Raw genomic sequence first — 12,605 nt, 5'->3', positions numbered from 1 at the left:
ACCTCAACTTTTACTTAAAAAAAGTCCAGGCTTATGTTCTTCTGGCCAAGTACTTTTGTTAACTCTTCGTAGGCTGTGAAAAGTTCCCTCTTCTGCCTTCCGACGGTTTCAAGGGTAGGCTCGGCTTTGAGCCAGATATCTCTATCTCCGCTCCCTCTCGTTATCGCAACACAGGAAAGCATATCACCATGGGTCAACCTGTATACCGAATCAATTCCTGTAGGAGTTATCCAGGCAGGATAGCTGATTTTAAGCCGTTCTGTTATTTCATGCCAGTTGAGATTTCCAGAAGCTCGGAGATTAAGCTGGAGATGAGCACGTTCCCCGGTAATTTTTTCATCAACGTTTTCAAGAAAAGCGCTGTAAGACTTATCTGTTTCACTGACTCCCTTTGCTTCGTAATGGGCGAGCTTTTCAGCTTCCTCTTCGAAGAAAGGCGCAAGGTGAATCTTGCTTGAGGGTTTTGTCATAAGGGATACTCCAAAGAAAACAATTGCACTCACGGTCATTCCTACAATTACTCCGTGACCTGTGAGGATCGGGTGGATTGTCTCAAGATAGTTGGTGCCCAAAGGTGGTGTTTTTATAAGATCCAACGCCACAAGAACCACCTGAACTAAGAATCCCACGACCATTCCTGCAAAAGCTCCTTCTTTAGTAGCCCGCTTCCAGTATAGGCCTCCCATTAAAGGGAAGAAGTAGGACGAGCTTGCAATGAAAGTTGCGATTTGAATGGCATCGATAATGTTTGGAATTACAAATGAGCCTGCTGTTGCCGCAAGTATGATAGCGATGACACTGATTCTGTTTACCGCGAGCATCTCTTTCATTGTGGCATCAGGCTTTATGTATCTCTGGAAAATGTCCCTGGAGACACAGGAGGCTCCTGATGTTGAAAAAGTGTCTGTACAGGACATAGAAGCTGCCGCAAGCCCGATTGCGCTTAAGGCTATAATCACAGGGGCAGAGGCAAAACGTGTATTGACAAAGTTCAGGAGTGCAGGTTCTGCCAGATCCATGCCTGCAGGAAAACCCATCTTTGCTATTTCAGGATATACAGAATTGAGAGCTATCGCAATTACAGCGCAGGCTGCGAAGACTACAGTAATCATGAGAGCACCGACTACCATTCCACGACTGGCAGATTTTGCATCTCTTGCAGCCCAGACTTTTTGCCAGGGATCCTGCTCAGTAATCCAGCCAGGAATTAAGGCAAAGCTAAGGATCATTATAAGAGGAAGACCAACCGAAAAGGGATTCCACCAGCTGCCAGGTACATTTCCAAAAAGCTGGGAAGCGCTTATTGCAGTAGTATTAAGTCCTCCGTCAGCTACTGTTCCTACTGATGCAAAAGCCATTCCCAATGCGAAGATCGCAAGGAAGGAAAACTGGATAACATCTGTCCAGATCACTGCTGAAAGTCCTCCCAAAGTTACGTAGAGAGAAACTGAGATCGCAATAATAGCTGCAGCATAGAGGGGATCAAGGCCATAAAATACCTGCAACACTAGAGAAAGCCCTGTAATATCCGATACTGAAAAAAGGGTCATTACAACAGTAATAATCACGGCAATTGGCAATCTTATTGAACTACCATAACGTTGTTCCAGAAGTTCGGGTTGTGTGATTGCGGGCAGGCTTTTAATCTTCTTTACAAGCACGGCAATAACAAGGAGAGCAAGGATATTAGGAGCAACAAATTCCCATATAGAACCCATTCCTCCTAGCATAAAATATCCGACAACTGCAAGAATTCCTCCGGCTGTTAACCATGAAGCTGCCGCCGAAAAACCTATTGCTGTGGGCCCTATCATGCGGCCGGCAAGCCAGAAATCGGTAATGGACTTCTGTCTACTATTAAAATACCAGCTAATAGCCACAAGCACGGCTATATAGACTGTAAGCATTAAAAGAAAAACACTATAGCCATTCATAAATAGACCTTCAGAGATATTAGTAATGTGTATAAGCCACTTATTTTATCGAATTTTCGAGATATTATTCAATTTTCAAATATAAGACTTTATATATATGCTCATCGTATCGGCATATAAATAAATAAACATTTACTTTCACTACAACATTTATTTAACACTTTATAGTCTTACAGGCATCTTTTTTTACAGTTAGACAATCTAGCTTTAATTAAAACTAGATTTATTTTTAGTAATTATATTATAAAGTTTATTTTTAAAATAGTCTCAGGCTACTGTTGTAATTTCCGTTATTTTTCAGGATATATGGGCAAATAAAAAGTTGACTGTGCTGCATACTACCCATGACCAGACCGAACAGCGGACAATGGCTTACAGGATCACGATAATAATAGACGGAAAACTTATGCAGGTAGGGATTCCGGGAGGAATTTTCGAAAAAACGATTGATAGCAGGATAGCCAGCTTCGTAGGGTTTGAAAATATGCTGAACGGTAAGGTTACCTCTGCAGGCCGTTGACTTATAAGGATTGAAGCCGGAGAGAGAATTATTCACGCTTCAGGGATATTAAGGTAGGTAGCCAGTTACATGCCTTCCTGACGTCTGAGAACATAGATTTAAGTAAGACTTCCACACAATCCTGAATCAGAAACTCTCTACAGGGCAAGGTTACTGAAAGCTGGATGCTGGGAGCTCTTGTTCGGGTGAAAGTTGATTGCAGCGTTCTTCTTAATGCCCTCATAACCCGACAATCAGCAGAGGAAATGGGTATCCTTCCTGGAGTTCCGGTGTATGCCCATTACAGGGCAAGTTCTGTCCATGTGCTCCGGTGTAAAAGGTGAAATTTGTGAAAGCAAGAACAAAGGTCTGGTTTACGGAAGACGGAAAGACCGTCATGGGTGCTGGAAGAGCTAAGTTACTGAAGACGATAGAAGAAGAGCACTCGCTTCGGAAAGCCTGCAAGAAGCTTGAGATATCATATAAACAAGCCTGGATAGTACTTAAAAAAATGAATGAAGCTCTTGGCGAACCCGCAGTCGTCACTGTACGAGGGGGAAAAAATCAGGGTACCTTCCTGACAGACCTCGGAAGAAAGCTGTTAGCTGAGTACGAATCCAGTAAGCAGCTTATTAGTGAAACCATAGGGGATGAAACAGCCTGGGAAAACGTAAGCTTCAAATTATCAGCCAGAAACCAGCTACCTGGTAAAGTGCTTGAAGTGGAAAAAAACGGGCTAGTATCTAAAATTACGATTGAAATGGAACCTTCAGTTATAACCTCAGTAGTCACTGAAGAAGCTGTAGAAAAACTTGATATCAAACCAGGAGACAGGGTCTACGCGGTCATCAAATCAACCGAGGTAATGGTTGCAAAAATTGTCGGTGAAAAAAAACCTGCAAAAATCGATTCAATGGAGACGGATCGCTCCGACTGAAAAATTATAACCCAATTTGACAGGAGCATACATTTTCCAATACATATAGTCACACCTGTGATTGTTGCAACAAAAACCTTCATTGCACCTCATTGAATATTTGCATTATTTAGCTTCGTGACTATAGATGGAGTTATGTTTTCTATTTTTAGTCCGGAATTCTGATTTATTTATATTCTCAAAGGCTTCCAGTTAACAGAAAGTTCAGCTTTGCTTTTCACTCCGAACAACCAGGACCGGGACTTTAGAACCTCTTACTACTGTTTCTGCAACGCTTCCTATTAGGAACCTTTCAAGTCCGGTTGCTCCAAGGGAGCCCATTACTATCAAATCAATATTGTTATTTTCCGCGAAATAGATGATTTCACTACTTGGATACCCTTTTAAAAGGACCTCTCTGACCTCTACACCTGAGGCCTCTCCAATCTTCTTAATTTTAGATACTGCTTTCTGCCCATCATTTTTCATAATATTATAGATTGTTTCTTTACCAGCAGTCCAATTTTCAGAAATTGTAGAGGGTGTATTTACTACGTAAAGAGCGTGGACAATGGCTCCGCTAAGTTTTGCAAACTCAATACCGTGAGAAATAGCCCTCTGAACATTCTTAGATCCATCTGTTGCAATAACTATATTTCGGAAAAGTTTTCTCTTCATATTTTATCTCCACTTGCTTCACATAAAAAGTATCTTAACATAAAAAGCACCTTCACATAAAAAGTACCAATATGACAGAATTAAACTAATTAAGTTATAAAATAGCCTGGTTATACTTAATATGTTCAGCTTTAATTCTAATTACTACTACAGGTAAAATTCAAAAGTTAGAAAATCGCAAGAAAAACTGCACGAGTATATTTCCAAAAATAGAGGGTCGTAGCCTTTAAAAAGGCTACGTGCATACTTTACTATTATTTACCTTTCTGCTTCAATCCTGTTTCTTTCTCCTGAGCATTACAAAGCATGCAGCTAGAGCCATTGTAATCCCTGTCACAAGCCCAAATCCCGGGAGAGAATTTTTTGCCTCCAGAACTTCGGTATTTAATTTAATAGTATCCGAAGTCTGGTCGTGCCCATCAGCATCTTCATAGAAAATCTCGCTGCTTATAGAGTATGGCTTTGCAGTAGCAGTTTCGTCTACATCCATATCGAAAACAGCAACTTCACTGTCTCCGGGTTTCAGAGTTCCAAGGTAAGCCTGGTCATCAGTGGTACTGAAGGGATCAGATGCACTAATTCTAACAGTTGAATCTTTTGCAGTTTCTTCTCCTGTGTTTTTATATGTAACATAAAGCATCCCACCTTCATCAGGGTAAAGGTCACCTGTTACATTTGTAACTTCAAAGTAAGGCTCCTTCTTGACTTCGATATTTATGGTCTGCGTCTGTGTCTTGTTTTCATACCAGAGACCGACTTCCTTATTCGTTACAAGGCCTGTAACACTGTCAAAGTCATCTCCGCCTACCTGAACATTATTCTGGTACTGATAAGAAAGCTCAAGGGTAAGAGGATAAGTACCTGCAGGAGTGTTTTTGTTAATTTCAACTGTAAACTTTGTGGGACTTGCACTCTCTTTTCCCTGCTTGAGAGTTCCAGCTTCCTGGGATCCAGACTTAACTTTAATGTTAGGATCATCAGATTTAAGGGTTGCAAGAATGCCTATTGCTGTCGTAGCCTGCGCTTCATACTGCATCTCTGACTGCTGTAGCATCTCATTTGCATAATCCCCAATATCTGCATCCTTTTCAGATTTAAAGCCGGAAATTTCACCCTTATTCATCATATTTAGATTGAGAGTTACAGTATCTCCTCTAGAGTACTGGTTGTCTCCAACAAGTGTTGCATTAAGGTCAGGCCCTCCGTATACTGAGTAGTAGTTTTCACTAATATCAAAATTGTCTGGTACAGCTGCCTGCGCTGGGAAGACTGCCCAACAAAGGATCAGAAGAGTTGTGACAGTAATAAATAATCCATTTTTATTATTCATTTTCATCACCTGATACATTCTCATCGTTCTGGTTTCTTTTCCGGTGTACGTTTACTATCTGGTAAAGGGCGATAACTATAATCAATAAAATTGCTATTCCTGTTATGCTAAATTTTTGTTCTGTTGCTTTAAGAGGTAAGTCTACTTTCATACTTTCTGAAAATTTAGAATCTCCGTCATTATCAAGATATTTTATTTCACTATTAACTCCATACTTTTTTACAGTAGCATCCGAATCGGCCTTAATTTCAAAACTGGCAGTCTTTTCTTCTCCCGGTCCAATATCCCCTAATCTTACCGTAGCTTTTTCAGTGCTCAGAGGGCTCATCACAATTATCCGAGCAAAAGCATCTTTTGCTACAGTTTCTCTTGTGTTTTTATAAGTAACATTAACAACCTTACTTTCACCCTGCACCAGGTTGCCAGAAACATTGGTTACTTCGAATTTAGGTTCACTTTTTATGGAAATAGGTATTTTGAGAGTTTCTGTTTTCGTTTTGTACTCTCTTGCATAGTCTACATCAGTAATTCCGAGATTTACCGCATCTGCAGTTACAGTTCGGACATTTGCCTGGTATTGATAGGTCACTGGCAGAAGAAGTTCATAATTTCCAGCAGGTGCATTGCCATCAACTTTTATTGTGTAACTAAGAAGTGCTATATGACCGGTTTCAAGTTCCTCAACGTTCTGGAAATTGCCTGTCGACTCTACTTCAATGTACTTCGTTTCTGATTGAAGAGTAGCGTCTATATCTTTTGCTGTCGTACATTCTTCTTCTTCTCCCATCTCTCCCAGTGCAATTGTTTCTTCAATGGAATCGTTTATTCTTTTCTGATTTGCGTTTAACCTCTTAAAACCAGATATAGCTCCGGCATTTGCGATTTTTATCTTCAGATCTGCAGTTTCTCCCCTTTCAAGCTCGGGATCCCCTGTAATTGACGCCTGTATTACTGGTGACCCGTAACTCTTGTAGTAATCCACAGTATACCCATGATCTAGAGCAATGAAGTTGTTTTCATCATCGTCTTCTCCGAGAGCTGGGAGTGCAGTCACTGATACTACCAGTATAATTAACGCAAACGTAGCAATTTTTTTAATCATTCTTTGCCTTAGTTTTGTTATGGGCACTCGTATCATATCTCGGCCCCCTGAATTTGTTTTTTTGTATCTGTCTGTTTTTCTGCTGTCCTGGCCCCTTTTCTTTTATCGCGCCAGATATCAAAAGTAACCATAAGCGGGGGGAAGACTACAAAGGTTGCCAAGAGAGCCAGCAAGACATCGATAACCGTAACTGTACCAAAGTCGGTTATTATGGGGAAAGGAGAAGCCAGCAGGGCCATAAACCCGAATACCGTCGTGGCCCCTGAAGCAACAATTGCACTTCCTATTTTGGAACTGGTTAGCTGGATAGCCTCTAAAGGACTTGCTCCTTTATCCTTTTCTTCAAAGTAACGTTCCATCATGAGGATAGCATATTCTGACCCGACTCCCAGTATCAGAGCTCCCAGGGTTGCTGTGAGGGGAGTATAGCTGATATTAAGAAGGCTCATAACTCCGCCTGACCAACCAATAACTATTAACATTGGGATTACAGGAACAAGGGCTTTCACCCAGTCTTTGTATACAATAAGAAGCCCTGCGAGCACGAGGATCAGGCCAAGGAAAGTCATTGTAATTCTTCCGCTGGTAAGAGCAGAGATAACCTCTATGTACACAACCGAGTTTCCGGTAATCGTGACAGCTGTGCCCGGTGGAGCCGGCATCCACTGCATGTCTTGCTTGACAACATTCCTGAGTTCCTCAATACCTGTTACCTTTATGTCCGCAACCGCATTTCCTATGTCGAAGTTCAGGAGAAGCATATTATTCCCGTATATATAGCGGTCTTTCTGTGAATCAGGAATTTCAGAGTAAATATCCTTTATTTCCTGGCTGGTATCGGGAATTACCCCTCCATTATATTCCTTTACGAGATCTACAATGCTCGAAGAGCCGTAAATGTGGCTATTAGACGCTGCTTCATGCTCGGAAAACTGATCAATCCACTTAAGGACGTCTGGATTAGCTACGTCCTTAACCTTGATGATAAGGTTTAATTCATCACTATTGCCCATGATATCTCCCATATGTTGAAGATCCACGAGTGCAGGCATGTCCTGAGGCACAAAAGTTTCAACATCAGTCTGGATAGGCACGGACTGGTCGAGGTAAAGTCCGCCAAAGCAGAGCAAGAGTGCAATTCCCAGTACTACAACGTCATATTTGATAGTCAGGTTTGTAGTTTTCTGCAGGATCCTTCCTATCAGGCGATCACTTTCGTCTCCTTCCTCAGACTTTTTCTTCTTTTCCGGATTTGCAGGTTTTATCTTACTTATTACCTTCCTCAGGGGGTTTTTATCCGAGTATTTGTCAAATAAAGAAATTGTTATAACCCCTACAAAGATAGCAGAGAAGTAACACATTAAAATGCCTATCATAAGCAATTTACCAAAATCCTGGATCATTGGCACTGTAGATGTAAAAAGGGAGAAAAATCCAAGGGCTGTCATTACCAGAGCTGTGAGGACTGCAGGCCCGGTATGCTTTACGGTTTCTATAACTGCTGTTGTTTTGTTCCCTTTTTCCCGAAGTTCCTCCTCAAGTCGGTTATGGAACTGAATAGCATAGTCAATTCCTAAGCCTATAAGGATAGGGAATGCAGCCATGGAAACCATGGACATGGGAATTCCTATATAACCCATGGCTCCGAAGGTATAAACAATACCAAGAAGAACTATCGGCAGAGGAAGAAGACACCAGCGAACATGTCTGAACACAAGAAGCAGTACAATAATCATGAAAACCGCTGAAAGTCCTAGAAGCACTCCCATACTGGAAGTCATCTCATCGTTCATGGAAACGCTGAATGCTGGATCGCCAGTAACAATAATGTTGTAGGAAGGTGGAAAATCCGCAAGTGAAACAGCTTCTTGAGTGGAAGCAAGGATATCTTCCTGATTATCTTCACTAGCTGAACCGGCCATGACTACCGAAATTACCATATGAGTATTGTCAGGAATAAGCTGGCCGAAAATATCAGGGTTTCCATCCACAATGGTTTTTATTTCTTCATCGGTATCAGGGAGTTTAGATTTCCCTGTCATCTTATAATTGATCTGTTTGATCAGTGAAGCGGGGCTTGTAGTTTCAATTACCCCATTGGTTGCCTGGACCTGATGTTCTAGCCTGTCTACAGCTTTCATCACGTCAGCAGTTTCTACATCGTTGCCCTCTACCATTACCACAACAGATTGTGTCTGGAAAATTTTTTGATAAAGGTGATCATAATCCTGGTAGAGAGGAGAGTCTTTTCCAACAAAGGTTTCTGTTCCTGATTCCATCTCAATGAGCTGCGCTCCCTGCGTTGCTATAAGTATACACAGTAAAGCTATCAGGAGTATGGAAAAACGGTTCTTCTGAATGAAAAATCCCAGTTTTTCAAAAATATTTTTAATAGTAGATTCCCCTCATATATTTTTAGTGTGAAATACAATTTAAGGAACTTGGTACACGTCTTGAATTTGCCTTTTTTCTCTGGGCCGAAGGCTCATTATCTAATATTGTGTACATTTAAATAATACTTGCCTTTTTTTATCCCGGAACTGAAAATATAACATCCAAAGTTTGTATAAATGTTAATAAATATAATATTTTGCTAAGATTATACTATTTTGCGGCAAATCTTTTGTGACTTAGATCTTTTGACGTATACAAACAGAAAAGATTTAAATTTATTGTTACATTAGGGGTAACAGATGGCATTACAAACAAATCCTCAGTTAATTCATAACCTTGAAAAACTGGGGCTAACCGAAAATGAAGCAAAAGCATATGTTGGGCTCGTTAGTTTGAGGGAGGCTACAGCCCGTGAGATTCACGAACTTACAAATGTGCCAAGAGCCAAAATATATGAAATTCTGAAGGTACTTGCAAAAAAAGGCTATCTGGAAGTGAGACAGGGATCTCCAACGTATTTCCGAGCAGTTGATCCTAAGAAGGTAATCGGAGAAATAAAAAACGAATTCTTAAACTGTGCAATAGAGACACTTGGACAGCTCAATGAATTGAGTTATGAACTTCCAAAAACTTCTCCTGTATGGTACATCCAGAGCGACTGGGGAATAAAGAACCGGATACGTGAAATCATGGCAGGAGTAAGAGAAGAATTAATTATTTTTTCATCAAGCCCTGAGTTACTCAAGGAATTTAAGCAGGAAATAAAAAAACTGGAAAAAACCTGTAATCTAACTCTTATAGTTGATGAACTGGATAGGTTCAAGTCACTTCCTTTTGAGTTCAAGGAAACCAATAAAGAGTTTACGAATTTCATGAATAACATTGTAATTGACGGCATCCAGTATAAAGAAGAATTTTTTATGATTGCCGATGGAAAGGAATCAATAGGGGTTCACAGCGCAGGAAACAAAAGAGAAGCAGTGATAATCAAATTGCCGATTGTTTCCTATATGCAGAAAATGATCTATGAGAGGGTGCTTGAACCAGGTTTTATCAAACAAGACAGATAACCCAGCATATCAATAAGAATTTCCTAATTTTATCAAAACCTCTATTCTGTGATTACTAATATAAAGCAGGAGTATAAAGCAGGAGTATAAAGCAGAAGTTTAAAGCAGGAGTATAAAGCAGAAGTTTGCTAGCTTTTTAAAGATTATTTTTCTCTTTGAAGGTAGAATAAACTCTTTCGGGTATCATTAATATAATCAGAAAACAATCCTTCTATAAATCTAATCGTGAAATCATTCTCTAAGGTTTTCATTCTCTAAGGTTTTCATGCTCTAAGGTTTTCATGCTCTAAGGTTTTCATGCTCTAAGGTTTTCTTTCTCGAAGGTTTTTATTGTTAAACTCAGTTACTGAAGTCCACAGGTGTATGAAATGAACCGAGTAAAGATTGGAAATGTTACAATTCAGTGGTTGGGACACTCTGGCTTTTTACTTGAGGGGGATGAAAAGAAGATTTATATTGACCCCTACGACCTCAGCGAAGAACCAGCTTTTGAAGATAAAGCTGATATCCTGTTAATTACTCATGAGCACTTTGACCACTGCAGCCCTGATGATATCCGAAAGGTCCGGCGGTCGGACTCAACCACCCTGATCCCTGAAAATTTATCCCTGCAATTCAAGGGGGACGCAAGGCGGGTTGCTGAGGGGGATGTGCTGGCCGACGGGCTTGAGATTAAGGGAACCCGAATTGAAGTAGTTCCGGCTTATAACCTAGATAAACCCTATCATCCCCGTGGATTGGGAGTGGGGTATATAGTGGAACTTGGAGGAATCCGGATCTATCATGCAGGAGACTGCGATTTTATCCCTGAGATGAAAGATATTAGGGCAGATGTTGCTCTTTTGCCTATAGGTGGCACGTATACAATGGACGAAGAAGAAGCAGCAAGTGCAGCCGCAGCAATTTCCCCAAAAGATGTAATTCCGATGCACTACGGGAAGCCAGACATAACAGATGGAGATCCCGAAAAGTTTAAAGCCCTTGTACACGGCAAAAACCCTGAGATTAATGTGATTATTCTTGATTCCTGATTTTGATTCTTAAAGAAGATTAAAAATCAAGATCTGAGACGAAAATACAGGATCAATCTACCCATGTCCAGAATAGCAAGAAAACAGCAGAAAAACCTGATTCAGGTAATCGCAACCCAGCGCATGTGGCGGCTTTTTGAGCTTGCAAAAAGAGAACATGCAGAACATCCTGAACGCAGCGAGCGTTACGTGCAACTTATAAGGAACATCTCTATGAGAAACCGGATGAGTATTCCAAGAGAAATAAAAAGCAGAATTTGCAAACACTGCTATGCTTTTCTCGTGCCCGGAAAAAATGCCCGTTACAGGCTGAAAGAAGGATATATAATTGTTTCTTGCCAGTGCTGCGGAAAAGAGATGAGGTATCCTTATAAAAAATTAAAATAACGGCTAGCTGAGCTTATTAGAGCTTCCGAAAGCCCAGACAAAAAGATTTTCAGGGATCTGGGGCTTTTTGGACCTCTCAGGATTTCTCAAAATCCCTTTTTCTCTATCAACGTTTCTCTATTAACGTTTCTCTACTAACGTTTCTCTACTAACGTTTCTCTATTAACGTTTCTCTATTAACGTTTCTCTACTAACGTTTCTTTACTAACGTTCTTTATTAAGAAGCAATATTAACTTTAAGCTTTAGCAGAGCTCTCCGGCCCTCGCATCTTTTTTATGGCTAAAGCTATCTGTTTTGCAATAACGGTTTTCGGACCATTATCATCCACAAGCACTCTCCCGCTTACTTCCCACCAGGACTTGGGATAGGCTTTTTCAGGCTCTACTTCGGGATTCAGGCCAAGTTGTCGGGCTGCTTCTTTTATCTCATTAAGCTGCGGTTCCTTTATAGCATTTTTTCGGGATATTATTCTGCCGCTGCTCCTTGACTTTGTCTGGTCGAGATATACAGGCCAGATTACAAGTTTTCCCCTGTCTCTCATCATCATGGTTATCTTCGTCCTAGATTGCTTTCATGAAATTTAAAACTGCCCCGGAGACTTTTACAAACAAGGAATTTTTCCTGATTATGAGAAATTTTATTATATTGAAACTATAACCTGTAATTATTTATCTTTCCCGGACAAGTTCTGCACGGTGTTAATATGATTCCGTCGTTTACAATTGATGAAAAGGTAAGAGCTTATATCAGAAAAAGCGGGCAGGATTTCAGGCTCTGTACCTCCCCAGGGGGCCCTGTGCTTCTCCCAATTAGTACAGCCGAACCCAAACCGTCAGATATGAAAATCCTGATTGGTAGCAATGTTCTTTATATTTCCAAGCTTCAAGCAAAGTATATAAAGAAAGTTGAGTGGGCTATGGTAGAAAGGTTCCTGAATCAAGAAAGTTAATTGTAGATAGATTCAATTTCCAGAGCTTGAAACTTATCAATAATTTATGTAGAACAGTCAGAACAAGTCTCCAAGTTAAGTCTCGTTTCAAGCTCTAATGATTTGTTACATAAGACCATGCATTTATGACATATTCCAGTAAAGTGAGTGACTTGTAATCACCGGGTCGCGTGACCATAAGACCAAAGCAATGATAACTGCGCCTGAGAATCAACTGCACCTGAGAATCATGCACAGGGCTTCTAAATTTTTGTTCGAACCACCTTAAATATGTTCTAATGAACCCTACTCAAGAGTTACAATTCATTTAAAGA

General features: G+C 40.5%; 13 protein-coding genes. 7 read left to right on the top strand and 6 right to left on the bottom strand.

Annotated elements, in window-relative coordinates; genetic code table 11:
• Positions 1–14: 14 nt before the first annotated feature.
• Positions 15–1,934, bottom strand: coding sequence for a sodium:solute symporter (locus MSKOL_RS01450; protein ID WP_048153327.1), 1,920 nt, complete (start codon positions 1,932–1,934; stop codon positions 15–17).
• A 322-nt stretch (positions 1,935–2,256) separates the two neighbouring features.
• Here MSKOL_RS01450 and MSKOL_RS01445 point away from each other — a divergent pair, with 322 nt between their 5' ends.
• The 3 genes from MSKOL_RS01445 (at position 2,257) to MSKOL_RS01440 (ending at position 3,370) form a co-directional block, all read left to right on the top strand.
• The gene (locus MSKOL_RS01445) at positions 2,257–2,454 is read left to right on the top strand and encodes a hypothetical protein (protein ID WP_048153326.1); all 198 of its coding nucleotides are present in this window, start codon (positions 2,257–2,259) and stop codon (positions 2,452–2,454) included.
• Positions 2,455–2,639: 185 nt separating this feature from the next.
• The gene (locus MSKOL_RS19000) at positions 2,640–2,777 is read left to right on the top strand and encodes a TOBE domain-containing protein (protein WP_231592353.1); all 138 of its coding nucleotides are present in this window, start codon (positions 2,640–2,642) and stop codon (positions 2,775–2,777) included.
• 5 nt (positions 2,778–2,782) lie between these two features.
• The gene (locus tag MSKOL_RS01440; protein WP_048158085.1) at positions 2,783–3,370 is read left to right on the top strand and encodes a TOBE domain-containing protein; all 588 of its coding nucleotides are present in this window, start codon (positions 2,783–2,785) and stop codon (positions 3,368–3,370) included.
• Between the two features lie 204 nt (positions 3,371–3,574).
• Here MSKOL_RS01440 and MSKOL_RS01435 read toward each other — a convergent pair whose 3' ends face one another.
• The 4 genes from MSKOL_RS01435 to MSKOL_RS01420 form a co-directional block, all read right to left on the bottom strand.
• Positions 3,575–4,027 (bottom strand): universal stress protein, encoded by a 453-nt coding sequence (locus MSKOL_RS01435; protein WP_048117157.1) that lies wholly within the window; start codon positions 4,025–4,027, stop codon positions 3,575–3,577.
• A gap of 271 nt (positions 4,028–4,298) precedes the next feature.
• Positions 4,299–5,357 carry a COG1361 S-layer family protein gene (locus tag MSKOL_RS01430; RefSeq protein WP_048117154.1) on the bottom strand — a complete coding sequence of 353 codons (1,059 nt, stop codon included), beginning with the start codon at positions 5,355–5,357 and terminating at the stop codon, positions 4,299–4,301.
• Positions 5,350–6,495 (bottom strand): COG1361 S-layer family protein, encoded by a 1,146-nt coding sequence (locus MSKOL_RS01425; RefSeq protein WP_048117152.1) that lies wholly within the window; start codon positions 6,493–6,495, stop codon positions 5,350–5,352. The genes MSKOL_RS01430 and MSKOL_RS01425 overlap by 8 nt, the downstream gene beginning before the upstream one ends.
• Entirely contained in the window at positions 6,492–8,852 is a 2,361-nt protein-coding gene (locus MSKOL_RS01420; RefSeq protein WP_052725298.1) for an RND family transporter, read from the bottom strand. Before MSKOL_RS01420 ends, MSKOL_RS01425 begins: the two co-directional genes overlap by 4 nt.
• 300 nt (positions 8,853–9,152) lie before the next feature.
• Between MSKOL_RS01420 and MSKOL_RS01415 the strand changes: the two genes are divergently transcribed.
• The 3 genes from MSKOL_RS01415 to MSKOL_RS01405 all read left to right on the top strand — a co-directional run bounded on the left by MSKOL_RS01415 (position 9,153) and on the right by MSKOL_RS01405 (position 11,341).
• The gene (locus tag MSKOL_RS01415; protein WP_048153325.1) at positions 9,153–9,923 is read left to right on the top strand and encodes a TrmB family transcriptional regulator; all 771 of its coding nucleotides are present in this window, start codon (positions 9,153–9,155) and stop codon (positions 9,921–9,923) included.
• A gap of 368 nt (positions 9,924–10,291) precedes the next feature.
• On the top strand, positions 10,292–10,954 hold the full coding sequence (locus tag MSKOL_RS01410; RefSeq protein ID WP_048153324.1) for an MBL fold metallo-hydrolase: 663 nt from the start codon (positions 10,292–10,294) through the stop codon (positions 10,952–10,954).
• Between the two features lie 63 nt (positions 10,955–11,017).
• On the top strand, positions 11,018–11,341 hold the full coding sequence (locus MSKOL_RS01405; RefSeq protein WP_048117141.1) for a ribonuclease P protein component 4: 324 nt from the start codon (positions 11,018–11,020) through the stop codon (positions 11,339–11,341).
• Between the two features lie 236 nt (positions 11,342–11,577).
• On the opposite strand, the gene MSKOL_RS01400 is transcribed toward MSKOL_RS01405, so the two are convergent.
• Positions 11,578–11,883 carry a signal recognition particle protein Srp19 gene (locus MSKOL_RS01400; RefSeq protein ID WP_048123527.1) on the bottom strand — a complete coding sequence of 102 codons (306 nt, stop codon included), beginning with the start codon at positions 11,881–11,883 and terminating at the stop codon, positions 11,578–11,580.
• A gap of 162 nt (positions 11,884–12,045) precedes the next feature.
• Between MSKOL_RS01400 and MSKOL_RS01395 the strand changes: the two genes are divergently transcribed.
• Positions 12,046–12,291, top strand: coding sequence for a hypothetical protein (locus MSKOL_RS01395; protein WP_048117140.1), 246 nt, complete (start codon positions 12,046–12,048; stop codon positions 12,289–12,291).
• Positions 12,292–12,605 lie beyond the last annotated feature (314 nt).

The organism is Methanosarcina sp. Kolksee (assembly GCF_000969945.1).
Lineage (GTDB): Archaea > Halobacteriota > Methanosarcinia > Methanosarcinales > Methanosarcinaceae > Methanosarcina > Methanosarcina vacuolata.
Note: the sequence above shows the minus strand (reverse complement) of the source record. Positions and strands in the feature narration are given on the sequence as shown.

What these genes read in the sequence shown, in the direction of transcription:
- MSKOL_RS01450 (WP_048153327.1), bottom strand. Translation starts at nt 1,934, where the DNA reads ATGAATGGCTATAGTGTTTTTCTTTTAATGCTTACAGTCTATATAGCC.
- MSKOL_RS01435 (WP_048117157.1), bottom strand. Translation starts at nt 4,027, where the DNA reads ATGAAGAGAAAACTTTTCCGAAATATAGTTATTGCAACAGATGGATCT.
- MSKOL_RS01430 (WP_048117154.1), bottom strand. Translation starts at nt 5,357, where the DNA reads ATGAATAATAAAAATGGATTATTTATTACTGTCACAACTCTTCTGATC.
- MSKOL_RS01425 (WP_048117152.1), bottom strand. Translation starts at nt 6,495, where the DNA reads ATGATACGAGTGCCCATAACAAAACTAAGGCAAAGAATGATTAAAAAA.
- MSKOL_RS01415 (WP_048153325.1), top strand. Translation starts at nt 9,153, where the DNA reads ATGGCATTACAAACAAATCCTCAGTTAATTCATAACCTTGAAAAACTG.
- MSKOL_RS01410 (WP_048153324.1), top strand. Translation starts at nt 10,292, where the DNA reads ATGAACCGAGTAAAGATTGGAAATGTTACAATTCAGTGGTTGGGACAC.
- MSKOL_RS01405 (WP_048117141.1), top strand. Translation starts at nt 11,018, where the DNA reads ATGTCCAGAATAGCAAGAAAACAGCAGAAAAACCTGATTCAGGTAATC.
- MSKOL_RS01400 (WP_048123527.1), bottom strand. Translation starts at nt 11,883, where the DNA reads ATGAGAGACAGGGGAAAACTTGTAATCTGGCCTGTATATCTCGACCAG.
- MSKOL_RS01395 (WP_048117140.1), top strand. Translation starts at nt 12,046, where the DNA reads ATGATTCCGTCGTTTACAATTGATGAAAAGGTAAGAGCTTATATCAGA.